The organism is Curtobacterium sp. ISL-83 (genome assembly GCF_018613895.1).
GTDB lineage: Bacteria > Actinomycetota > Actinomycetes > Actinomycetales > Microbacteriaceae > Curtobacterium.
In genome coordinates, this window is sequence record NZ_JAGGPH010000017.1 from 19,058 (window position 1) to 42,138 (window position 23,081).

A 23,081-nucleotide genomic window follows, 5' to 3' on the forward strand; every position below is an offset into this window, starting at 1 on the left:
TCCGTGCTCAGGAGTGACGGCCCTGCGGCCGTCGCGGATCAGTCCCGCGCGTGCCCGTCGTCCTGCCGGGTGTCGGCGCTCCGGTACTCGCCGCTCCGGTGGTCTGCTGTCCGGTCGCGTCCGACGTCCTCGCGGTGGCTGGCCAGCTGCTGCTGGCGGAGGACGCTCCGGGCCGCTCCCGTCAACACGTCGTCCACGCTGCGGCCGCTCTGGGCCGCGAGTGCGCCGCCGAGCCCCGCGGTGAGCGCACCGCCGGCCGCCGCGAGGCGTTCGACCACTTCCTCCTGGCGCGGGGTCAGGGGTTCGTCGATCAGCTCCTCGATGGTCTCGCGGATGTTCTCCTCGCTCGCGTCCAGCGCAGCATCGTCGCCGGAGTGCAGCGCGGCTGCCTCTCCGACCACGACGAGTCCGAGTCGTGCGGCGTCGTCCTCCGGACGGTGGGTGGCGTGCTCGTCGGTCATGCGGGGAACCGTACGCTCCGGCCGCGCGGGCGTTCGGAGGCGGAGTGGCGACGGAGCGGACACCGCCGACCTGTGGATGCGTTCACTGACGTGCACAGAGGGAAAACTTGCGCTGGCGGCAAAGGTGCCGAGGGTGTAATGTTGCAGCGTCTGCAAGGTTGACCCGGTTCCCCGTCACAGGATCCGGTGTCCCGCAGGCCGACTCCGTCGAGCCACCGCTCGGCGGCACGGAAAGCTCTCGAAGAAGGACACGCATTGTCTACTGCCACCGCACCGGTCGAGGTGCAGCGCGGACGACAGAGCTCCCCGGCGAACACGCCGGGGAAGCCGATCATGTCGCACCGCCAGATCCTCCTCGTCATCTACGGCCTCATGGCCGGGATGTTCCTGTCCTCGCTCGACCAGACGATCGTCGGGACGGCGATCCGGACGATCGGCGACGACCTGCACGGGCTCGACCAGCAGGCCTGGGTCACGACCGCGTACCTGATCGCGTCGACCATCACCACCCCGATCTACGGCAAGCTCTCCGACGTCTTCGGCCGCCGACCGCTCTACCTCTTCGGCATCACGGTGTTCATCGTCGGGTCGCTGCTCTCGTCGTTCTCGACGTCGATGATCATGCTCGCCGGGTTCCGTGCCTTCCAGGGCATCGGCGCCGGTGCGCTGATGTCGCTGCCGCTGGCGATCATGGGCGACATCCTCGCTCCCCGCGAGCGCGCGAAGTACCAGGGGTACTTCCTCGCCGTCTTCGGCATCTCGTCCGTGATCGGCCCGCTCATCGGTGGTCTGTTCGCCGGCGCGAGCTCGATCCTGGGCGTCACCGGCTGGCGCTGGGTCTTCCTGATCAACGTGCCGATCGGTGTCGGTGCGCTGTTCATGGTCATCGCGTTCCTGCACCTGCCGAAGTTCGGTGAGGCGAAGGCCAAGCCCCGCATCGACTGGTGGGGCGCGACGAGCGTCGTCGTCACGCTGCTGCCGCTCCTGCTCGTCGCAGAGCAGGGCCGCACGTGGGGTTGGGGTTCGGCGTCCGCCATCGCCTGCTACGTGATCGGTGCCCTCGGGCTCGTCGCCTTCCTCGTCATCGAGACGCTGATGCAGGACGACGCGATCATCCCGCTGAAGCTCTTCCGCTCCCGCGTGTTCTCGATGGCAACGATGCTCGGCTTCCTCGTGGGCTTCGCGATGTTCGGTGCGATGCTGACCATCCCGCTGTACCTGCAGATCGTCACCGGCCTAACGCCGACCGAGTCCGGGTTCGCCACGCTGCCGATGATCGGTGGTCTGATGATCGCGTCGATCGCCTCCGGGCAGATCGTCGCCCGGACCGGCAAGTACCGCATCTTCCCCGTCATCGGCACCGCCCTGGTGTCCCTCGGGTACGTCGTGCTCACGCGCATGACGATCGACAAGCCGCTCTGGTTCCTGATGATCGGCATGTTCCTGATCGGCCTCGGGCTCGGGCAGCTCATGCAGAGCATCACCCTCGCCTCGCAGAACTCGGTGCAGCCGCGTGACATGGGCGTGGCCACGAGCTCCGCGACGTTCTTCCGGCAGATCGGCGGGACGCTCGGTACCGCCGTGCTGCTCTCGATCCTGTTCTCGATCATGCCGACGAACATCCTGCACGCGACGGCGGACAAGGCGAACCTGACGCCCGCGCTCAGCGCCGCGCTCAACCCGGCGGTCGCCGGCGCGAAGGAGAACCGTGGCGTGATGGACCAGATCTGGAACCCGATCGTCACCCCGGTGCAGCAGCAGGTCCAGTCGACGCTCGACTCCGCGACGACGGCGGCGAAGCAGGCCGCCGCCGCGGCGGTGACGAAGCAGGTGACGACTGCGGTGCAGCAGCAGGTCGCCGCCGGTGCGATCCCCGCGGCCGCAGCGCCGACCGTGATCCAGCAGCAGGTCGCCGCGGCGACTCCGACGGCGCAGTCCGCCGCACTCCGGGCCGTGGCGCAGAAGGCCCACGCCTCGGTGCAGGGCGACGCGGTCTCGGTCGACTGGTCGAACGCCTCGCAGCGTGCGTACTGGGTGGACCAGCTCGCGCCGAAGCTCTCGGACCGGATCACCGCGAAGAGCGGCTCGAGCAGTTCCAGCAGCTCGGCCAGCGAGACGAGCGACACCTCGTACCTCAAGGGTGCGACGCCGGCGCTCACCAGGCCCTTCATGACGGGCTTCAACACGTCCGCCGTGACCGTCTACTGGGTCGGCTTCGGCGTGATCCTGCTGGCGTTCATCCTGAGCTGGTTCTTCAAGGTGCCGGCGCTCCGCAAGAGCTCGGCGCTGCAGGAACAGGCCGACGACGCCCGCACCGCTGACGACCTCCAGGTGCAGGCGACCGCGGCCGCTGACGCCATGGGATCGCCGACGGCACCCGGCACCGGGTCGATCCCGGTGCAGCGGGACCGGTCCGCCGTCTAGGGCACACGGGGCCTCCCGCCGAACGGCGGGAGGCCCCGTCCCACACCAGGAGCAGCACGTGAGCACCACCGAAGCACCGATCGCCGGGGCAGTGCCCGGCGGAGCACCGTCCGACGGGCAGCAGTCGGCCGGGAAGGGTCCGATCGCGGCGCCGTCCGTCGACTCGGGCCTCCGTGAACGGAAGAAGCTGCAGACCCGGCTCGCGATCCACGGGGCCGCGCTCGACCTCGTCGCCGACCGCGGGCTCGCCGGCGTCACCGTCGAGGAGATCTGCGCCGCGGCCGGCGTGTCCTCACGCACGTTCTTCAACTACTTCCCGTCGAAGGGCCACGCGGCGCTGGGGCTCTCCGGCACCGCGGTCCCGGAGGACGCCCGCGCACGGTTCCTCGCCGCCGGCGGATCCCTGGTGTCCGACCTCTGCGATCTCGTCGCCCGGTCGATGGACCTGCCCGCCGACCGGCAGCGGATGAAGGCTCTGGTGCAGGCGCGGCCCGAGATGGTCCCGACGATGCTGCAGTCGATGGCCGAGGCACGGCTCGCGATCGTCACGGTCGCGGCGGAGCGGACGGACCCCGACTCGGCGCGCACGGCCGTGACCCTCGTGATGGCCGCCGTCATCGAGACGGCCCACCGGTTCACCGCCGGGAGCCCGGCCGAGCTGGCCGACCGACTCCGCGCCGTCGTCGGTGAGATGGGACGGCTCGCCACGTCCTGACGTGCGGTTCTGTCCGACGAGCGCAGGATGTTCGCCGATCCACCGCCTCCACGTCCTACGGTCGTGATGATGGCGGATGCGCGGGCGGTGCAGGGCGGGAACGGACTCCGCCCGATCTCGCCCGGCGTCCAGGCCGCGGTGCGCTTCCTCCGCGACGCCGGCCGATCCGAGGTCCGTGTCGAGGACGCCGCCGAGGCCGCCGGGATGACCGCCCGCGGGCTGCAGGGTGCGTTCCGTCGCGAGCTCGGCACCACGCCGATGGCGTACCACCGCAGGCTGCGGCTCGAGGGCGTCCGCCGGGCGCTCGAGGAAGCCGAGCCCGGAACCCGCGTGACGATCGGTGAGGTCGCCCGGTCGTGGGGATTCTCCAACGTCGGGCGCATGTCTGCGGAGTACCGACAGGTGTACGGGACGGCGCCGTCGACGACCCTGCGGTTCCTCCAGGGTCGTCGCACGCCCGAGGGCGACCCCGTCACCGACGTGGACGCGCCCCGGACACGTCGTTTCCGCTTGGTCCTCGATTGCGAGGTCGACGTCGAGGACCCCCAGGCGCTCCAGGCGAGCATCGACGAGTCGACGACCACGGACAGCGGCGCGTGGCGTGGGTACCGCCCGAGCGGCACGACGGAGGACCTGCTGTCCTACACGCTCAGCAGCGCGGTGCGGCGAGCCGTCCTGGGCGTGGACGGCGTCACCCTGCGCGCCGTCAACCCGATGCTCCGCCTGCCCGACGTGCAGGGTGGGTACGCCCCCGCCGAGCTGCCCGCCTGGTCGGGGAGTCCGCCTGTGGAAGCGGACGACCTGCTCGCCGTAGAATCGGGCGATCCGAGGGAGGGACCCGATGGTTGACGCGTTCGAACGCGCGATCCGCGCGGTACGGTCCGCGGATGTGCCCCTCGCCGAGGTCGGGGCCGTCATCCTCGACGCGCTCCCGGTCGAGGGCATCTCCATCGCAACGTTCGGCGACCCGGCGGGCAACGAGACGGTGTCCGCCACGGACGACGTCGCGTCCCGACTCGACGAGCTGCAGTTCGACCTGGCCGAGGGGCCGTGCTGGGACGCGAAGCACACCGCCGCACCGGTCCTCGAGTCCGACTTCCTCGGGCGGCCGCACCACCAGTGGCCCGCCTTCACGGACGCGCTCCGGAACGAGCCCGAGCCGTCGGTGCAGGCCCTGTTCGCGTTCCCGATCGCATTCGGGCCGTTCCGGCTCGGCGCCATGGACGCCTACGAGGTCCGGCCGACGACCCTCGCACCCGCGCAGGTCGAACAGGCCAGCGCGCTCGCCGCGGCCCTCGGTCGACGACTGCTCCACCGCGCGGTCGCAGCGATCGGCGACGAGGGCGAGGGGCTCGACCTCGGGCCGTTCTCCCGCCGGGTCGTCCACCAGGCCACCGGGGTCGTGCTCGCCCAGCTGGACATCACGCCCGACGACGCGCACCTGCTCATCCAGGGGCACGCGTTCACCCGCCACACGTCGATGCGGGAGGTGGCCCACGAGATCATCGCCGGGCACCTCCGGTTCGAGCGTCACGGCGACCAGATCGAGGAGGTCTGATGACCCCGGAGAAGCGTCGTGTTCGAGTCCTCGAGACCTTCTTCACGCTGACGGACACGATGGTCGACGCGTACGACGTCGTCGCGCTGCTCGAGACCCTCGCCGGGTCCGGAGCAGAGGTGCTCGGTGCGGAGCACGCGGGCATCGCGGTCATCGACGGTCGCTCGGAACGCCTGGAGCTCGTCGCGTCGACCTCCGAGGACGCGGCCGTCGTCGACCTGCTGCAGACGGACGTCGAGTCCGGGCCGGCGTTCGCCGCGTTCCGGTCGGGGGCCCCGGTCGCAGTAGCCGACCTGGCCCGCGCGGCCGCCGAGGAGCCCGCTTCGGCCGCTCCCGGGTTCGCCCGTCGCGCCGTCCGACTGTCCGTGTGCTCGACGTACGCCGTTCCGATGCGCCTCCGCGACACGGTCGTGGGCGTGTTCACGTTCCTGCGTGGCGAGCCCGGTACGCCGAGCGACGGCGACGCGCGGACCGCGAAGGCCCTGGCCGACATCGCGACGGTCGGCATCCTGCACGAACGGACCGTCCGTCAGGAGGACGCGGTCCGCGAACAGCTCGAGCGCACCCTCGCGGCGCGGGTGACGATCGAGCAGGCGAAGGGAGTCGTGTCGTTCACGAAGGACGTCCCCATCGACGCCGCGTACGAGGTGCTCCGGCAGCACGCGGACCTGACGGGTCGCGGGCTCTCCGACGTGGCCCGTGACGTCGTGGAGCGACGGCTCACACTCTGACGGCGCGGCCCGCGACGCCGGGCGCAGCCCGGAGCAGCGCGGACGCCATGAGGGCGGCTGTGCTGCGACGCGGGCTCAGCCCGCGACGGCCCCGCCGTCGGTCTGCGTCCCCACGATCCGTGCGGCGACCTGCCCGACCGTCAGTCCCGCCTCCCGTGCCTCGTCCCGGATCACGCGGAACGCGTGGTCGATCCCGATCCCCTGCCGCCAGGAGACGGCGCCCTTGGCCTGGTCGATGGTGTCCCGGACGGTGAGTGCCGCCTCCAGCAGTTCCTCCGGTGTGGGATCGGACTCCCGACGGGTCTGCGCGGCGATGACCGCAGCCACGGTGTGCGAGACGAGCTGGATGACGGCGGCGTCGTGGTCGTCGGGCCCGTCGTGGCCGGCGAAGAACACGCAGAGGCTCCCCAGCGTCCGACTGCGGAGCACCAGGGGGGCCGCGTACATCCCGCCGAACCCGCGCTGCTCGGCGATCCGGACAACGTCGGGCCACTCGTCGGCGTGCGGGCGGAGGTCCGGGACGTCCTTCACGGTGCCGGTGCGGAAGGCCTCCAGGCAGGGACCCTGCACGATGCCGACCTCGGCCTCCTCGACCTCGGCGGCGCGCTCGCTCGACGACGCGACGACCTGCAGGTCCCCCGAGGCGTTCACCAGGACGGCTCCCACCCCGGCGGCCGAGGTGGTGGCGACGACGAGCTCCACGGCGCGCAGCATCGTCTCGGCGAGGTCGTCGTCGACGACCATGCCGTGGAGCTCCCGGAGGACCGTCAGCACACCCTGGTTGGACATGCCGCGAAGATACCCGAGTGCCCCTGGTCACCGACTCGCCCGCGTGGACTGGATCGCGGCACCCGTGCTGTCCCTGGTCCGCCTGAGCGCGGCCGAGGACTACCGTGCGGTGCGGCACCGGGGAACCGCCCGGTCCGGCCCGTGGGAGGACAGTCATGACCGAGGTCGACTTCGACGCAGGGCCGTTCTGGCTCGGCGGTGCCGGGATCGGGAACCTGCAGCACGCGATCAGCGACGATGACGCACACGCCACCGTCGATGCCGCCTGGGACGTCGGCGTCCGCGGCTTCGACACGGCGCCGCACTACGGGCTCGGCCTGTCGGAACGACGGCTCGGTGCTGCGCTGGCTGGCCGGTCGCGGGACGCCTACCTGGTCTCGACGAAGGTCGGGCGACTGCTGGTGCCCGGGCCCGGTGACGGGTCGGACGACGACGGCTTCGCGGTGCCGAACGACCTCGTCCGGCAGTGGGACCCGTCAGCGTCCGGGGTGCGCCGTTCGCTCGACGAGTCGCTCGGCCGTCTCGGCCTCGACCACGTCGACGTCGCCTACCTGCACGACCCCGACGTCTACGACCTGGCCGCAGGGTTGTCGCAGGCGCTGCCGGCACTCGCTGCGCTCCGTGACGAGGGTGTGGTGCGCGCGGTCGGCGTCGGGTCGAACTCGGTGGCTGCGCTGTCAGCGGCGGTCGACACCGGGCTGTGCGACGTGGTCATGCTCGCCGGGCGGTACACGCTGCTCGAGCAGCCTGCGGCATCGCTCGTGGAGCGGTGCGCCGCGCTCGGCGTGGCCGTCGTGGCGGTCGGTGTCTTCAACTCCGGGCTCCTCAGCACGCCGCGACCCGTGGCGGGCACGACGTACGACTACGCCGAGGCGCCGCGGGCGGTGATCGACCGCGCGAACGCGATCGCGGACGTCTGCGAGCGACACGGGGTGTCCCTGCCGGAGGCGGCGGTCGCGTTCCCGCGTCGGGCTGCGGCGGTGCGTGCGATCGCGCTCGGCGCGCAGTCCGCGGCGCAGGTCCGGGAGAACGCGGCGCGGGCTGCGGTGTCGGTGCCGGATGCGGTCTGGGCGGACCTGCGGGCAGCGGGGCTCCTCGGAGCGTGACCCGCAGAGGGGCTGGACCCGGTGGCCTCCAGAACGGGTGGCGTCCGGACCCCATGGCCACCGGACCTGGTGGCCACCGGACGACAAACGTCGGCCCGGGCCACGCGATGGCGTGGTCCGGGCCGACGTCGGTGCGCCGGTGCCGGCTGAGCCGGCGCATCCGCTGGGGTCAGCGGGTGCGAGCGCCGCGGTTGAAGCGCGTGTAGATGAAAAGCACGATGATCGCGCCGATGATCGACCCGATGATGCCGGCCGGCTGGAAGAAGCCGTTCGAGGCGTCGTGGTGGAAGATCAGGTATCCGAGGAACCCACCCACGAACGAGCCGATGATCCCGAGGACGATCGTCATGAGGATCGACATGTGCTGCTTGCCGGGGATGACGAGCCGTGCAAGCGCCCCTGCGATGAGCCCGACGATGATCAAGCTGATGATGAGACCGATCACGGTTTCCTCCTGGTGATACGAGCGGTAAGAGCCCGGCAACACGCCGGACTCCGATCAGGACCCGAGTGAACACGCAGCTTCCTGACAGCGTTCGCATCCGCGGCTGCACTGGCGCCGGAACGTGCTCAGAGCCAGGCGTCAGAGCACGCCAGCGGCCTCGAGCTCGCCGCGCAGTTCGGCATCCGACGGCTCGACGAAGTGCTTGCCGTTCGGCAGGACGACGACGGGGATGTTCTTCCGGCCGCTGATGGCCTCGGCACGGTCAGCCGCCGAGAGGTCCGCCTCGACGTCGACGTACTCGTAGTCCACGCCGAGCGAGTCGAGCAGCGCCTTGGACCGGCGGCAGTCGCGGCACCAGTCCGCGCCGAACATCGTGACGCGGTCGAATTCGTTCGTCTCGTTACCCATGCCCAGTGGATACGTCCGCGCGCGTCGTGGCATTCCCGAGCACTGTCCGCTGCACGTCGGAGCACGATGGGGCGATGAGCACCCTGCCCTCGGCGGTCGACGTCCCACACCCGCACCACCACCACGGATGGTGGTGGAAGACCCTGCTCGTCGGGTTCGTCCTCTGGGTCGTGACGATCGTGGTGACCGTCTTCACGCAGAACACGAACCTGGTGCCGACGATCATCCTGCTCGGCAGCTTCCTGGTGCCCTTCACCGTCGTGCTCTTCGTGATCGAGCGCGTCACCGGGTCGGTCAGCACGATGCAGCTGGTCAGCGCGTTCTTCGTCGGCGGGATCCTCGGTGTGCTCGGGGCGTCCCTGCTCGAGGTGAACCTGCGCCAGGACGCCACGCTGTACGTGATCGTCGGTTTCGTCGAGGAGCTCGTCAAGGCCGTCCTGCTCGTGATCGTCGGCTGGCGTGTCCACCCCAAGACCGCGCGGCAGGGTGCGCTGCTCGGCGCCACCATCGGCGCGGGGTTCGCGGCGTTCGAGTCGGCTGGGTACGCCTTCAACGCGGCGATCACGACGGGTGGCATCGACCTGGCGTCGCTGCTGCAGACCGAGGTCGCCCGCGCGATCCTGTCCCCGGTCGGGCACGTGCTCTGGACCGCGATCCTCGGAGCGGTGCTCTTCGGTGCGTCGCACGGCCGGGAGCGGTTCCGCTGGACGTGGTCCGTGGTGATCACGTACGTCGTCGTCTCGGTGCTGCACGGCCTGTGGGACTCGAACTCGACGATCTCCACGCTGCTGGCCTTCATCATCACGGGCACGCCGTTCTCCGCGGCGCAGAACGGCACGGTCCCGGCGGTGCTCGGGGGTGTGGTGACGATCCTCTACGTCATCGGGCTGCTCGTCGTGACGCTCATCGGTGTCGTCGTGCTCATCGCGGTCCTGCTGCACTACCGCCGTCGCGCTCGCCGTGCCGCCGCGCTGGACGGTCCGGGCTTCCCCGGCGGTGGTGCGCCGGTCTCCGGCTGGGACGGGACCCCGCCCCTCCGCTGACACCGCCGGGCCCACCCGGCGGCACCGGACGGTTCCCCGGCCGCCCTACGATGACCCCATGCCGCCAGCACCCGATCCCGACACCGTGCGCTGGGCCTCGGCGGCGGTACGACGCTTCGCCGGCGCCACGAACCTGCTCGTCGCCGCACGTCGGTTCCGGATCCTCGGCGGGGACGTCCGGGACGCCGCTGCACTGCACGCCCTGCTGACGGGACTCGGTGCCCGCCGGGCCGCGCCCCACGAGCCCGTCGATCAGCTCTGGTGCCTCGGGACCCCCGAGGAGAGCACGGTCGTCATCGAACGCGAGGCCGACCGGCCCGCCGGTGCCACGCTGATCGTGATCGACGCCGGGCGACACCTGCCCGCCGTGGACGAAGACGCCTTCGGTCCCGTCGCCCCGGTCCGCCCGGGGGTGCTCGGGGTGCCGATGCTGTCCGAGGACGTGTTCCTCGTGTCGACCGGCCGCGACCCCGAGGACGACCCCGCAGCCGACGCCCGCCTCCGCTGGGCGCGTCGGTCGATGCCCGTCTCGCGCGCGGTCGCCGCGGAGCTCCGGGACGGCGGTCTCCTCCGCGGCACCCGCATCGGGGTCAGCATGGTGCTGGAACCGAAGACCGCGGTCCTCAGTCTGCTGCTCCGGGACGCCGGTGCCGAGGTGGCCGTCTACGCCCACGCCGACGAGACCGACGACGCCGTCGCGGACGCGCTCCGACGTGCCGGACTCCCCGTGCACGCGAGCAGCACGGCGACGACGGCGGAGCAGAAGACGCTGGCGCTCGCGATGCTCGACACCCGACCACACATCCTGCTCGACGACGGCTCGCACCTCATCCGTCTCGCGCACCAGGAGCGCCCCGACCTGCTGCCGACGATGCTCGGTGCGGCCGAGGAGACCACCAGCGGCCTGCGCCCGCTGCGTGTGCTGGCGTCGCACGGCGAGCTCGGCATCCCGGTGATCGCCGTGAACGACGCCCGCACCAAGACCTTCTTCGACAACCGGTACGGCACCGGCCAGTCGACCGTGTTCGCGACGCTCGACCTGCTCGACGGACTGCCGTCCGACGCGCACCGCGCTCGGGCGGGAGGCGCGGCGGTCGTCGCCGGGTTCGGGCACGTCGGTGAGGGGGTCGCCCTGGTCCTCCGCGCGCTGGGGTTCCGGGTCGTCGTCGCCGAGACCGATCCGGTCCGCGCCCTGCAGGCGCTCTTCGCCGGGCACGCGGTCGCGCCGCTCGACGACGCCGTCCGCGATGCCGACCTGGTGGTGAGCGCCACGGGCGTGACGGACACCATCAGCCTCGCCGTGCTCCGGTCGTGCGCCCCGGGTGCGGTCATCGCCGTCGCAGGGGGTGTCGACCAGGAGGTCGCGCTCGACGCGGCCGCGGGGTCCGGTGCCGTGTCGTCGCCGATCGGACCGAAGGCCGACCGACTGGCGTGGGACGACGGCCACCACGTCGTCGTGCTCGACCGGGGCGGGTGCATCAACATCACCGCGGCCGAGGGCAATCCCGTCGAGATCATGGACCTGTCCTTCGCCGTGCAGCTCGGCGCGGTGCGGATGCTCCTCGAGCACGGGGACGAGCTCGCGCGCGACGTCGTCCCGATCGACCCTGCTGTCGACGAGGCGACCGCCCGCACGGCGCTCGCCGCGTTCGGGAACCGTGTCGCGCCTCCCGGATCCGGCACTGCCGGTGGGGTCGTGCCGTCGTCGGACGGCCCGACCGGCCGCGACCCGGACGTCCGCACCCATCGCTTCGGAGCCCCCGCGTGAGCGCGGGTCGCGCCGGGACCGACCACCCGGTCGTCGTGCACCACCCGGTCGTCGTGCACCAACCCGTTGTCGTGCACCACCCGGTCGTCGTGCACTCGGCGCGCATCGTCGTGCCGATGACCGCGCCGCCCATCGCGGACGGCGCCGTCGCCGTCAGCGCCGGGCGCATCCTGCACGTCGGCGACCGGTCGTGGGTGCTCGACCAGCTGACCGGCGCCGGCACGGCGTTCTCGGAACGGCGGTGGCGGGGAGCCCTGCTGCCCGGCCTGGTCAACGCGCACTCGCACCTGCAGTACACCGGCATGGCCAGTGTTGGTCAGCACCAGTACACCGGTTTCGAGGACTGGGCGACCGCTTTCAACCGGGTGTACTCCGAGCCGCACGACTGGCGGGCCGAGGCGGCCGACGGTGCACGCGCCTCCATCGCGGCGGGGGTGACGAGCATCGCCGACATCGTCACCGACATCGAGGCCGCGACCGCACTGGAGGACGCCGGACTCGGCGGCATCGCCTACTGGGAGGTGATGGACTGGGAGAACGAGGCGTGGCAGGCGCACGGGCGCGACCAGGTCCTCGACGAACTCGCACGGATCCCGTCGACGCCCGGTGCCGGACTCTCCCCGCACGCCCCGTACTCGCTCGACGTCGCGCCGCTCCTCGAACTGCCCGACATCGTGCGGCAACGCGGACTCCGCCTGCACCTGCACCTCGGCGAGGCCGCGTTCGAGGGGGAGCGGACCGCCCTGGAACCCGTGCCCGGGTTGGACGGCGTCGACGGCGTGGGGCACGGAGCCGACTGGCACCTCGCGAACGCGCCGTCCTTCCGCGCGATGCGTGCTCTCGGCTTCGGGGCCAGTGCGACGAGCTTCGTCGACCGGCTCGGCGTCCTCGGACCCGATTGCCACATCGCCCACGGCGTGTACATGACGGCGGCCGACCGGGCACTGTTGCGCGCCCGCGGCACCGCGGTGGCGCTCTGCCCGCGCTCGAACGCCGTGATCGGGCTCGACCCGCCGCCCGTCGCGGACTACCTGCGGGAGGGGAGTCCCATCGCGATCGGCACCGACTCGCTGTCGTCGTCGCCGTCCCTCGACCTGATGGCCGACGTCACCGCGCTGCACCGGATCGCCCGCGCCCAGGGGTACGGGCAGCGCGACCTGCACGAACGGCTGTTGGCCGCGGCGACCCTCGGCGGCGCGCACGCGATGGGCCTCGCCGTCGGGTCGGACCGGATCGGACACCTGGCGGTCGGTGCCCGTGCCGACCTGGCGGTGTTCGACGTGGACGCCCGCACCGTGGTCGACGCGCTCGCCGAACTCGTGGAGGACGGCGCCGGCCGGGCCGTCGGCACGGTGATCCGTGGGGTCGTCCGCGCCACCGACGGTGCGCTCGTGTCGAACGCGGTTCGCCACCCCACACCCGACGACCGCACCGCCCCCGACGACCGCGCCGCCCCCGACGACCGCGCCGCCCCCGACGAGCAGGAGCACCGATGACCGACACCGCACCCCGACCCGGCATGGTCGCCCGACGCACCGTCGACGGCGATCTGCTCGAGTGGCTCGACGTCCCACAGCGAGCCGCCGCGCTCGGCATGGAGCCGCACCCCGAGGGCGGCTGGTACGTCCGGACGTGGACGTCCCCGGCGACCGTGACGACCCCGGCCGGCCCGCGTCCGGCCGCCACCCTCATCCACTTCCTGCTGCCGCCGGGGGAGTCCTCCGCCTGGCACCGGGTCACGAGCGACGAGATCTGGATGTGGCACGGGCCGGACACCGTCGTGCTCGAGCTCGGCGGCTCCGGTGACCAGCCCGAGCCCGGCGACCGGATCACCCTCGGTCCCGACGCCGGCCGGCACCGCGTGCACGACGCGCAGGCGTTCGTCCGCGGGGGCGTGTGGCAGCGGACGATCCCGTCCGCGGGCGAGGTGCTCCTGAGCTGCCTGGTCTCGCCGGGGTTCTCGTTCGAGGACTTCACCCTCGCCGAGTGACCGCACCGATCCCGAGCGTCTCGCGGTGTCACCGTCTCGCGGTGGTACACCAGTGCGAAGTACACTGCCCCCTGCCCATGCACCCGAGCACGAAGGCCTGACCGTGACCCGTTCCCTCCGCTTCACCCTCGCCGTCGCCACCGCCGCGGCGGCCGCCCTCGCGCTCGCCGCGTGCTCCTCCGGCAGCAGCTCCGCCTCCGGCACCATCACCGACGGCAAGCTCACCATCGCCACCGGCCAGCCGGCGTACTCCCCGTGGGTCTCGGACAACAAGCCGGAGTCCGGCAAGGGCTTCGAGTCCGCCGTCGCCTACGCCGTCGCGAAGGAGATGGGGTACGCCAAGTCCGACGTGGTCTGGAAGCGCAGCACGTTCGACAGCGCGATCGCGCCTGGTCCGAAGGACTGGGACCTCAACATCCAGCAGTTCTCGATCGACGCCAAGCGCAAGAAGGCCGTCGACATGTCGTCGCCGTACTACACGACCACGCAGGCGGTCGTCACGACGTCGAAGTCGAAGGCCGCGCACGACACGACGATCGCCACGCTGAAGCAGGATGCCATCGGTGTCGCCACGGGCTCGACGAGCATCACGAGCGTGAAGGACGTCCTCGGCGTCACGCCGCAGGTCTTCAACTCGAACGACGACGCGGTGCTCGCGCTGAAGTCCGGCCAGATCGACGCCATCGTGACGGACCTGCCGACGGCGTTCTACATGGCCGGTGCGCAGCTCGACAACGGGACGGTGTCCGCCCAGTTCCCCGCCGACGGCAAGGGCGACCAGTTCGGGTTCGTCCTGCCGAAGGGGTCCGGTCTGACGAGCAAGGTCGACAAGGCCATCGCGAAGCTCGACTCGGACGGCACCCTGAAGTCCCTCCAGACGAAGTGGCTGTCGTCGGAAACGAACACCCCGGTCCTGAAGTAGCACGGTGAGCATCCCCGCCGGCTCCGGCACCCCTGTCCTCGCCCCGGCTCCCAGTCAGGTCGAGGTCGAGCGGCAGCTGTACCGTCGCTCGCGCGGGCGCCGGTCGATCACGATCAGCGTCGTGTCGACGCTCGTCGTCGTGGCGGTCGTCTACTTCGGTGTCGTGAACACGCCGGGCTGGGCCGCGGTCCAGCAGTCGTTCTTCGACCCGCAGACCGCGGTCGACAGCTTCCCGGAGATCCTGCTCGGCCTGTGGCTGAACATCCGGATCCTGTTCTTCAGCGCGATCGGCGTCGCGGTGTTCGGCACGCTCCTGGCCGTCGTGCGGGGCCTCCGCAGTCCGGTGTTCTTCCCGCTGCGGATGCTGGCGACCGGGTACACGGACCTGTTCCGCGGCCTGCCGCTCATCATCGTGCTGTACCTGGTCGGCTACGGGATCCCGGGACTCGGGGTCTTCCCGCGCCTCCCGGCCGAGGTCTGGGGCACGATCGCGATCACGCTGACGTACTCGTCGTACATCGCCGAGGTGCTCCGCGCCGGCATGGAGGCCGTGCACCCCTCCCAGCGCCTCGCAGCCCGGTCGCTGGGCCTGTCCCATGCGAAGACGCTGCGTCTCGTGGTGCTGCCGCAGGCGATCCGGAAGGTGACCCCGGCGCTCATGAACGACTTCGTGTCGATGCAGAAGGACGTCGGGCTCGTCTCGATCCTCGGGGCGGTCGACGCGGTCCGGTCCGCGCAGATCGCGCAGGCCGAGACCTACAACTTCACGCCGTACTTCGTCGCCGGACTGCTGTTCGTCGTGATCAGCCTGCCGCTCATCCGTGTCACGGATGCCATCGCCCGGCGTCAGCAGCGCCGCGAGCAGATCGGAGGGACCGTGTGAACCAGGCAACGCAGACCGGGAGCGGCGAGGCGGGCGCTGACCGCGCCTCCCGTCCCGGACCCGGCCAGGAGGCACGGGGTCCGTCGCCGACGTCGGGTCCCGTCCTCGAGCTGCGCGGCCTGCGCAAGCGCTTCGGCGACCACGAGGTCCTGCGCGGCATCGACCTCGCCGTGCACCGGCACGAGGTCATCTGCGTCATCGGCGCCTCGGGTTCCGGCAAGTCGACGCTGCTCAAGACGGTCAACCTGCTCGAAGGCATCGACGACGGCCAGGTGTTCCTGCAGGGTGCGGACATCTCGGACCCGCGGGTCGACGTCGACGCGACCCGCGCGCGCATCGGTGTCGTGTTCCAGCAGTTCAACCTGTTCCCGCACATGACGGTGCTCGACAACGTGACCCTCGCCTCCCGGCAGGTGCACGGCGTCAGCCGGGCGGACGCGTCCGCGACGGCGATGCGCCTGCTCGAACGTGTCGGGCTCGCCGACTTCGCGCGGGCGTACCCGGACCGGCTCTCCGGCGGCCAGCAGCAGCGCGTGGCGATCGTGCGGGCCATCGCGTCCGACCCGGAGTTGCTGCTGCTCGACGAGGTGACGAGCGCGCTCGACCCGCAGCTCGTCGGTGAGGTCCTGGACCTCGTGACCGAGCTGAAGGAGCAGGGGTCGACGATCCTGATGACGACGCACGAGATGCACTTCGCCCGGAACGTCGCCGACCGGATCGTGTTCCTGCACCAGGGCGAGGTCGTGGAGCAGGGCGACCCCGCCGCGGTGCTCGACCACCCGCAGCACCCGGCGCTCGTGGAGTTCCTGGCGCGGGTGCACGCGTAGCGCCGGCGGAGCGGCGGCGTAGCGGCGGCGGGGCGCTCGGTGCGAGGTTGGTCGGCCCGTGCGTCGCGCCAGCCGCGCACCGGGCGATCAACCTCGCACGGGTCGGCGGCACGGCGACGCCGCAATCAGCCCGGTCAGGGCGTCAGCAGCACCTTGCCGATGACCTCGCCGTCGGTGACCCGGCGATGGGCCTCGGCAGCCTCCGCGAGCGGCAGGACGGAATCGATCACCGGACGGATCCGGCCGTCGGCGACGAACGGCCAGACGTCGACGCGGACGGCTGCGACGATCGCTGCCTTCTCGTCGCGGGGGCGTGCGCGCAGGGTGGTCCCGCTGATCGTCGCCCGCTTGCGCATGAGCGTGCCGAAGTCGAGCGTCGCCGTCCGGCCGCTGCCCGAGGCGATCACCGCGATGTGCCCGTTCGTCGCGAGGACGGCGAGGTTCCGCTCCAGGTAGTCGGGGCCCACCACGTCGAGCACGACGTCGGCGCCGTGCCCGTCGGTGAACGCGAGGGTGCGTTCGACGAAGTCCTCGGACCGGTGGTCGATCACCAGGTCGGCGCCGAGCGCCTGGGAAGCCCGCACTTTCCGCTCGCCCCCGCTGGTGGCGATGACGGTCGCGCCGAGGGCCTTCGCCCACAGCACCGCGTGGGAGCCCATGCCACCGGTGCCACCGTGCACCAGGAGGACCTGCCTCGGGCGGAGGCCGGCGATCATCCCGAGGTTCGAGTACACCGTGCAGGCGGCTTCGGGCAGCCCCGCGGCCTGGATCAGGTCGACGCCGTCCGGGACCGGCAGGACCTGGGTCGCCGGCACCGCGACGAGCGAGGCGTACCCTCCGCCGGACAGCAGGGCGCACACCCGGTCACCGACGGCGAAGCCGGTGACGCGGTCGCCGACGGCGGCGATGGTGCCCGACACCTCGAGGCCGAGGATGTCCGACGCTCCGGGAGGCGGCGGGTAGTGCCCGGCGCGCTGCTGCAGGTCGGCGTTGTTGACCCCGGCGGCCGCGACGGTGATGAGCACCTCGTCGGCCGTGGGGACGGGGTCAGGCAAGTCGGTGACGTCGAGGGAACCGTCGGTCGTCGTGATGGCACGCATGGGACCGACGCTACTCACCGGACTGCGGGGCGACCGGGAACGCGGGAGCGCCCCGGGGCCGCTGTGGCTCCGGGGCGCTCCTGTCGTGCTTGGTGCGATCAGACCTGGACCGTGACCGGGATGTCGAGCACGGTGGCACCCTTCACCTTGACCGTGATGGTCTGGGCGCCGAGACCGATGCCGTAGACCTTCGTGGTCAGGTCGCCGTTCTCGTCGACCGTGGCGTAGCCGAGGAACGTCGAACCGCTGAACAGCTGGACCGTGTAGGCCGAGCGGACCGACGGGTCGTGCAGCGTGATGGTCGCCATGCCGCCGAAGAACTTCGACGTCTCGACGTCCACGACCTCCAGGTCAGCGCCGGGCTTCACGTCGCCGACGGGCGAGAAGCCGGGGTCGACGTCGCCGGGGGCGGGCTGGGCCACGATGGGCTCGGCGACGACGGGTTCGGGCTTGGTGAAGCCGGGGTCGACGTCACCGGGAGCCGGCGTCGCGACGACGGGCTCGGGTGCGGTGAACCCGGGGTCGGTCTCGCCGGGGTTCGGCTGCGCGACGACGGGCTCGGGGGCGACGGCGGAGGCGACGGTGACGTCGTAGCGCTCCTGTTCGCCGGTCCGCGGGTCGGTGGTGGTGAAGGTCACGGGGGACTGCTCGCCGGCGGCGATGCGGAGCTTCAGGGTGAAGCGGCCGGAGTCGTCGACCGTCCCGCTCGTCCAGACGTGCTGGTTGACGCCGTCGAAGTCGGCCTGCCACTGCTGGCCGGGGGTGCCGGCGAACTCGGCGACGGTGATGCCGTCCTCGGCGAGGTGGGTGCCGGCGAGGGAGATCTTGGTGGCACCGGCCGAGAAGCCGGGGTCGGTGACGCCCGGGTTCGGCTGGGCAACGACGGGCTCGGCGACGACGGGCTCGGGCTTGGTGAAGCCGGGGTCGGTCTCGCCCGGGTTCGGCTGGGCGACGACCGGGATGGTGAACCCGGGGTCGGTCTCGCCAGGGTTCGGCTGCGCGACGACGGGTTCGGGGGTGACGGCGGAGGCGACGGTGACGTCGTAGCGCTCCTCTTCGCCGGTGCGGGGGTCGGTGGTGGTGAAGGTGACCGGGGACTGCTCGCCGGCGGCGATGCGGAGCTTCAGGGTGAAGCGGCCGGAGCCGTCGACGGTCCCGCCGGTCCAGACGTGCTGGTTGACGCCGTCGAAGCTGGCGAGCCACTGCTGGCCGGGGGTGCCGGCGAACTCGGCGATCGTGACGACGCCGTCCTCGGCGAGGCTGGTGCCAGCGAGGGAGATCTTGGTGGCACCGGCCGAGAAGCCGGGGTCGGTGACGCCGGGGTTCGGCTGGGCGACGATGGGCTCGGGTGCGGTGAAGCCGGGGTCGGTCTCGCCCGGGTTCGGCAGCGCCACGACCGGGAACGTGAACCCGAGGTCGGGCAGACCCGGGTTCGGCTGGGCGACGACGGGCTCCGGCGCCGTGAAGCCAGGGTCGACCTCGCCCGGCGCCGGCACGGCGGTGTCGGAGTCGGCAGGGGCCTCGTCGGCGTAGGACAGGATCGTGACGGCCGGGATCTGCTGGAGGCCGTGGTTGTTGATGATCGTGCCCTTGACGGTGTGCTCGCCCGCGGGCAGCCCGTGGATGTCGCACGTGTCACGCTCGAAGTCGGCCTTGGCGACGGTGCAGAGCACGTTGTCGTCGTCGTCCGTCAGCGTGAGGTCACCCGGCTCGGCGCGCACCAGCACCGGGACGTCGGTCTGGTTGACCTGGAAGACCGCGCGGCCGTCCTGCTGCGTGTACGCGGGTGCCCACTGCACGTAGGCGATGGTCGGGTTGAAGAGGTTCGCGCCGCGTTCGGTGGCGTTCGCGGGGGTGGCGGCGATGAGGCCACCGGTGATGCCGGCGAGGGCGACACAGGTGAGCGCTCGGCGGCTGCGGAAGATCGAGGGAGCCATGAGCTCGCTTTCGTTCGGTGTACAGGACCTGCACACCGTAGCGAACCGATATTCCGTATGTCGAATCTATTCCGAGCGAGAGGCGTTCACGGCGTCAGAGCCCGCGCTGCGTCGAGCCGCGCGATCTCGTCCGGCCGGAGGCGCACCGTGGCCGCCGTGATCGAATCGAGGATCGACTGCGGACGCGATGCCCCGGGGATCGGTACGACGACGTCGCTCTTCGCGAGTGCCCACGCGAGCGCCACGACCTGCGGCGTGATGCCGTGCTCCCGCGCGACGACCGCGAAGTCCTGGTAGGTCGAGCCGAGTCCGGACGCGTTCGCGATGCCGCCGAGGGGGCTCCATGGCAGGAACGCGATGCCCAGCTCGTCGCACAGCTCGAGTTCGGGCTCGCTCGAGCGGAACGCCGGCGAGAACTGGTTCTGCACCGACGCGAGCCGTCCGTCCAAGACCTCGTTCGCCGTGCGGATCTGGTCGAGGTCCGCGTTCGAGATGCCCGCCATGCGGATCACGCCCTCGTCCAGGAGCTCGCCGAGCGCACCCACCGACTCGGCGTAGGGGACCGCGGGGTCCGGGCGGTGGAACTGGTACAACCCGATCGTCTCGACGCCGAGGCGCTTCGCGGACGCCTTGGCCGCCTCCTTCAGGTACTCCGGGTGACCGTTCTGCGCCCACGGGCCCGCTGTCGGCCGCAGGTGCCCGCCCTTCGTCGCGATGAGCACCGCCGAGGTGTCGCCGTGGAACTCCCGAACGGCCTTGGCGATCAGGAGCTCGTTGTGGCCGACCTCGTCATGCGCGGCCAGGTGGTATGCGTCGGCGGTGTCGATGAGGGTGACGCCGGCTTCGAGGGCCGCGTGGATCGTCGCGATCGCGCGCCGCTCGTCGGGTCGCCCCTCGATGGACATCGGCATCCCGCCGAGACCGATGGCACTGACGGACACGTCTCCGATGACTCGTTGCTTCATCGCCCCAGCATGCGCCCGACACGGTCCGCGCGCTCAGGATCGACAAAGCGAACCAGCACCAGCACCAGCACCAGCACCAGAGCCAGACCCAGCACCAGCACCCGTACCCCCACCCGCACCCGCACCCGCACCCGCACCCGCACCCGCACCCGCACCGCCAGTGTCAGCGCCGCGCCCAACTCGGCGCGTGCTCCGGCAACGGCCCGAACGCGATCCCGCGCGCGTACAGCCCCCGCACCGGCGGCACCCACCGCGCGAGCAGCACGGGCAGCAGCGGCGGTCCGTCCCGTAGTGCGCCCGAGAACGCCCGCTCGAACACGACGCGGTGCAGCACCCTCTGTGCGGCCTGCACGAGGACGGCCGGCGGCATCCGACGCTGCTGGACCGCGGCGAGCGTGACCCCGAGCGCGTCCCCGCTGCGACCCCGGCGGAGCGCGGGCGCCAGGATCGTCGCCGTCGCGACCGCGTCCTGGACGGCCAGGTTGATGCCGACGCCCCCGGCGGGTGACATGGCGTGCGCGGCGTCCCCGATGCACAGCAAGCCCGGTCGCCACCAGCGCCGCAGGCGGTCCATCCACACGTCGAGCACGTGGACGTCGTCCATCGAGCCGATCGTGTCGACCCGATCCGCGAAGTCCGGCCGACTCCGCGCGATCCGGTCCCGGAACGACTGGACGCCTGCGGCTCGCAACGCGGCGTCCGAACCCTTCGGCGCGAAGTACGCGACCTGGTGGTAGTCCGGCCGCGGGAAGCTCAGCACGACGTCGTGGTCGGAGAACGCCGGGACGAGCGCCGAATCGGCATCACCCGGCTCCTTCGGCAGCCGGAACCACCACGTGTCGAAGGGCACGTCGAAGGCCTTCGGGACGAGCCCGGCGGCTGCTCGGAGTACTGAGTCCCTCCCGTCGCACGCGATCACGACGTCGGCACGCAGCTCCTCGACAGCGGCGACGTCGTCCCCGTCACCGCCCCGGCGGTACGGCCGAAGGTGCACGCCGGACACCACGCCGTTCTCCACGATGACGTCCGTCGCCTCGAGCCCCATGCTGATCGAGAAGGACGGTTCGGCCTTGGCTGCGGTGACGAGCAGGTCGAGGAGGTCCCACTGCGGCACCATCGCCACGTAGTCGTAGGGGGGTCGCAGCCGGGAGAAGTCCCCGAGCAGCAAGCGGGAGCCGTCGGGCATCGGCAGCGAGAAGTCGTCGAGCCGCGACTGCGGGAGCGCCCGGAAACGCTCGCCGAGACCGAGCTCGTCGAGCAACCGGATGGTCGACGCGTGCACGGTGTCGCCGCGGAAGTCCCGGTTGAAGTCGCCGTGCTTCTCGATCACGCGGACGGCGATGCCGGCTCGCGCGAGCAGCAGCCCGAGGACGACGCCGGCCGGGCCGCCGCCGATCACGGCCACCGTGGTCCTGCTCACCGTCACCATGCGCTCACGCTACGCGCGGCGACCGACGCAGGACGCGCCTCCAGTCCGCCGTGTGGTGACCACGGTCGGTCTGGAGGCGCGGGCCGGGACCGCCAGCCGGCGGACGTCCGTCAGGCGGTGCCGGAACTCGCCGACGCGATCGTGAAGTTGTACCGCTCAGGCGTTCCGGTGCGGGGATTGGTGATGACGATCGTGCCCGGGGAGTTCTTGCCGGCCTTGATGCGGAGCTTGAGGGCGAAGCGGCCGGATTCGTCGATGGTTCCTGTGGTCTGGATCGGTCCGTCGGCGGTGGGGAAGCTCGCCCTCCACTGCTGGCCGGGCTTGCCGATGAACTCGGCGACGGTGAGCGAGCCGTCGTCGTCGAGGTGCGTGTCGGCGAGGGTGATCGGCTTGCCGGCGGTGAAGCCGGGGTCGGTCTCGCCCGGGTTGGGCTGCGCCACGACCGGCTGCGGAGCGGTGAACCCGGGGTCGGTCTCGCCTGGGTTCGGCTGTGCCACGATCGGAATGGTGAAGCCGGGGTCGGTCTCGCCCGGGTTCGGCTGCGCGACCACCGGCTTGTGCACGGCGAAGCCCGGGTCCACCTCGCCAGGGGCGGGTACCGCGGTGTCGGGGGCTTCCTCCGCGAAGGAGACCACGGTGACGGCGGGGATCTGCTGCACGCCGTGGTTGTTCCTGATGGTGCCCTTCACGGTGTGCTCACCCGCCACCATCCCGACGATGTCGCAGGTGTCGTGTGGGAAGCGTTCCTTCGAGACGGTGCAGAGGACGTTGCCGTCCTCGTCGGTCAGGGTCAGGTCGCCGGGCTCGGCGTGCACCAGCACCGGCACCTCGGTCTTGTCTGCGTAGAAGACCGCGCGACCGTCGAGCGTCTCCGACGCCGAGTGCCACTGCACGAACGTGATGTACGGGCTGAAGATGATCGGGTAGCCGCTGCTGGCGTTCGCGGGCGCGGCGGCGACCAAGCCGCCCGCGACCGCGGCGAGGGCGACACCGGCGAGCGTGCGGCGGCTGCGGAGGATCGAAGGAGCCATGAGGTCCCTTTCTGTCGTCGGTCAAGTCCGCTCACCTTAACCGCCGAGTATTCCTTATATCGGTCTCATCCTGAGCGCGATGAATTCGATCACGCAGCACTGCTGACCGAAGCGGACGACCCCGCGTCGGCGGCTTGCGCGAAGACGACGCCACCCCAACTGATGACGCCGATCGCCAGGACGAAGCCGATCGCGGCGATCCACCACGACGACCGCCGACGGATCCAGGCGCCCACGGCCAGGACGATCGTCGCGACGCCGATCACGAACGAACCCCCGATGGCGATCGCCGCGCCACCGAAGTACCCACCAGGGGTGCACCCGGCCGACGCGTCGCAGTTCGCGGTCGCGGAGAGGATGGCGATGATCCCGACGACGGCCGTGATGACCGTCATGATCGCGCCGAACGCGAGCAGCAGCACGGTCGTGATGCGGTCCGCGAGCTTCGCGGCCGGGAACAGCGTGGTGCCGCCCTGCTCCCAGGCCCGTCGCTCCGCGTCGGACGGGGTGTGCTGCGGCGGTCCGCCGGGGACGTTCGACCAGGTCATG

General features: G+C 71.5%; 24 protein-coding genes. 13 read left to right on the top strand and 11 right to left on the bottom strand.

Annotated features, from left to right (window positions below; translation table 11 throughout):
* Positions 1–38 precede the first annotated feature (38 nt).
* A complete protein-coding gene (locus tag J7E22_RS15930) occupies positions 39–461 on the bottom strand; it encodes a hypothetical protein (RefSeq protein ID WP_214982824.1) in 423 nt (140 codons plus the stop codon).
* A gap of 333 nt (positions 462–794) precedes the next feature.
* Between J7E22_RS15930 and J7E22_RS15935 the strand changes: the two genes are divergently transcribed.
* From J7E22_RS15935 to J7E22_RS15955, 5 genes are all read left to right on the top strand, one after another.
* A complete protein-coding gene (locus tag J7E22_RS15935; RefSeq protein WP_214982872.1) occupies positions 795–2,885 on the top strand; it encodes an MDR family MFS transporter in 2,091 nt (696 codons plus the stop codon).
* A gap of 58 nt (positions 2,886–2,943) precedes the next feature.
* Complete coding sequence (locus J7E22_RS15940; protein WP_308159282.1) at positions 2,944–3,600, top strand: TetR family transcriptional regulator; 657 nt, start codon at positions 2,944–2,946, stop codon at positions 3,598–3,600.
* 69 nt (positions 3,601–3,669) lie between these two features.
* Positions 3,670–4,449 carry a helix-turn-helix domain-containing protein gene (locus tag J7E22_RS15945; protein ID WP_214982825.1) on the top strand — a complete coding sequence of 260 codons (780 nt, stop codon included), beginning with the start codon at positions 3,670–3,672 and terminating at the stop codon, positions 4,447–4,449.
* Positions 4,442–5,158, top strand: a complete 717-nt coding sequence (locus J7E22_RS15950; RefSeq protein ID WP_214982826.1) for an ANTAR domain-containing protein — start codon at positions 4,442–4,444, stop codon at positions 5,156–5,158. Before J7E22_RS15945 ends, J7E22_RS15950 begins: the two co-directional genes overlap by 8 nt.
* Positions 5,158–5,889 carry a GAF and ANTAR domain-containing protein gene (locus tag J7E22_RS15955; RefSeq protein ID WP_214982827.1) on the top strand — a complete coding sequence of 244 codons (732 nt, stop codon included), beginning with the start codon at positions 5,158–5,160 and terminating at the stop codon, positions 5,887–5,889. Before J7E22_RS15950 ends, J7E22_RS15955 begins: the two co-directional genes overlap by 1 nt.
* 75 nt (positions 5,890–5,964) lie before the next feature.
* On the opposite strand, the gene J7E22_RS15960 is transcribed toward J7E22_RS15955, so the two are convergent.
* Positions 5,965–6,678 (bottom strand): GAF and ANTAR domain-containing protein, encoded by a 714-nt coding sequence (locus J7E22_RS15960; protein ID WP_214982828.1) that lies wholly within the window; start codon positions 6,676–6,678, stop codon positions 5,965–5,967.
* A 155-nt stretch (positions 6,679–6,833) separates the two neighbouring features.
* On the opposite strand from J7E22_RS15960, the gene J7E22_RS15965 reads away from it, so the two are divergent.
* A complete protein-coding gene (locus tag J7E22_RS15965; protein WP_214982829.1) occupies positions 6,834–7,784 on the top strand; it encodes an aldo/keto reductase in 951 nt (316 codons plus the stop codon).
* A gap of 169 nt (positions 7,785–7,953) precedes the next feature.
* Here J7E22_RS15965 and J7E22_RS15970 read toward each other — a convergent pair whose 3' ends face one another.
* The gene (locus J7E22_RS15970) at positions 7,954–8,229 is read right to left on the bottom strand and encodes a GlsB/YeaQ/YmgE family stress response membrane protein (protein ID WP_214982830.1); all 276 of its coding nucleotides are present in this window, start codon (positions 8,227–8,229) and stop codon (positions 7,954–7,956) included.
* A 138-nt stretch (positions 8,230–8,367) separates the two neighbouring features.
* A complete protein-coding gene (locus tag J7E22_RS15975; RefSeq protein ID WP_214982831.1) occupies positions 8,368–8,637 on the bottom strand; it encodes a glutaredoxin family protein in 270 nt (89 codons plus the stop codon).
* Between the two features lie 74 nt (positions 8,638–8,711).
* Here J7E22_RS15975 and J7E22_RS15980 point away from each other — a divergent pair, with 74 nt between their 5' ends.
* The 7 genes from J7E22_RS15980 (at position 8,712) to J7E22_RS16010 (ending at position 16,070) form a co-directional block, all read left to right on the top strand.
* Positions 8,712–9,680 carry a PrsW family intramembrane metalloprotease gene (locus J7E22_RS15980; protein ID WP_214982832.1) on the top strand — a complete coding sequence of 323 codons (969 nt, stop codon included), beginning with the start codon at positions 8,712–8,714 and terminating at the stop codon, positions 9,678–9,680.
* 58 nt (positions 9,681–9,738) lie between these two features.
* On the top strand, positions 9,739–11,448 hold the full coding sequence (locus J7E22_RS15985; protein WP_214982833.1) for an adenosylhomocysteinase: 1,710 nt from the start codon (positions 9,739–9,741) through the stop codon (positions 11,446–11,448).
* Entirely contained in the window at positions 11,445–12,944 is a 1,500-nt protein-coding gene (locus J7E22_RS15990; protein WP_308159283.1) for an amidohydrolase family protein, read from the top strand. The genes J7E22_RS15985 and J7E22_RS15990 overlap by 4 nt, the downstream gene beginning before the upstream one ends.
* Positions 12,941–13,438 (top strand): cupin domain-containing protein, encoded by a 498-nt coding sequence (locus J7E22_RS15995; RefSeq protein WP_251009273.1) that lies wholly within the window; start codon positions 12,941–12,943, stop codon positions 13,436–13,438. The genes J7E22_RS15990 and J7E22_RS15995 overlap by 4 nt, the downstream gene beginning before the upstream one ends.
* Positions 13,439–13,541: 103 nt before the next feature.
* Entirely contained in the window at positions 13,542–14,360 is an 819-nt protein-coding gene (locus J7E22_RS16000; RefSeq protein ID WP_214982834.1) for an ABC transporter substrate-binding protein, read from the top strand.
* Between the two features lie 4 nt (positions 14,361–14,364).
* Positions 14,365–15,243 carry an amino acid ABC transporter permease gene (locus J7E22_RS16005; RefSeq protein WP_214982835.1) on the top strand — a complete coding sequence of 293 codons (879 nt, stop codon included), beginning with the start codon at positions 14,365–14,367 and terminating at the stop codon, positions 15,241–15,243.
* Between the two features lie 110 nt (positions 15,244–15,353).
* The gene (locus J7E22_RS16010; RefSeq protein ID WP_214982875.1) at positions 15,354–16,070 is read left to right on the top strand and encodes an amino acid ABC transporter ATP-binding protein; all 717 of its coding nucleotides are present in this window, start codon (positions 15,354–15,356) and stop codon (positions 16,068–16,070) included.
* Between the two features lie 134 nt (positions 16,071–16,204).
* On the opposite strand, the gene J7E22_RS16015 is transcribed toward J7E22_RS16010, so the two are convergent.
* From J7E22_RS16015 to J7E22_RS16045, 7 genes are all read right to left on the bottom strand, one after another.
* Positions 16,205–17,170, bottom strand: a complete 966-nt coding sequence (locus tag J7E22_RS16015) for an NAD(P)H-quinone oxidoreductase (RefSeq protein ID WP_214982836.1) — start codon at positions 17,168–17,170, stop codon at positions 16,205–16,207.
* Between the two features lie 98 nt (positions 17,171–17,268).
* Entirely contained in the window at positions 17,269–19,107 is a 1,839-nt protein-coding gene (locus tag J7E22_RS16020; protein WP_214982837.1) for a hypothetical protein, read from the bottom strand.
* A gap of 86 nt (positions 19,108–19,193) precedes the next feature.
* Positions 19,194–20,072 carry an aldo/keto reductase gene (locus tag J7E22_RS16025; RefSeq protein WP_214982838.1) on the bottom strand — a complete coding sequence of 293 codons (879 nt, stop codon included), beginning with the start codon at positions 20,070–20,072 and terminating at the stop codon, positions 19,194–19,196.
* Positions 20,069–20,251, bottom strand: coding sequence for a hypothetical protein (locus J7E22_RS16030; RefSeq protein WP_214982839.1), 183 nt, complete (start codon positions 20,249–20,251; stop codon positions 20,069–20,071). Before J7E22_RS16030 ends, J7E22_RS16025 begins: the two co-directional genes overlap by 4 nt.
* Entirely contained in the window at positions 20,236–21,501 is a 1,266-nt protein-coding gene (locus J7E22_RS16035; RefSeq protein WP_214982840.1) for an FAD-dependent oxidoreductase, read from the bottom strand. Before J7E22_RS16035 ends, J7E22_RS16030 begins: the two co-directional genes overlap by 16 nt.
* Positions 21,502–21,611: 110 nt before the next feature.
* Complete coding sequence (locus J7E22_RS16040; protein ID WP_214982841.1) at positions 21,612–22,532, bottom strand: hypothetical protein; 921 nt, start codon at positions 22,530–22,532, stop codon at positions 21,612–21,614.
* A gap of 89 nt (positions 22,533–22,621) precedes the next feature.
* Positions 22,622–23,080, bottom strand: a complete 459-nt coding sequence (locus J7E22_RS16045; protein WP_214982842.1) for a DUF6264 family protein — start codon at positions 23,078–23,080, stop codon at positions 22,622–22,624.
* Between the last annotated feature and the right edge of the window lies 1 nt (position 23,081).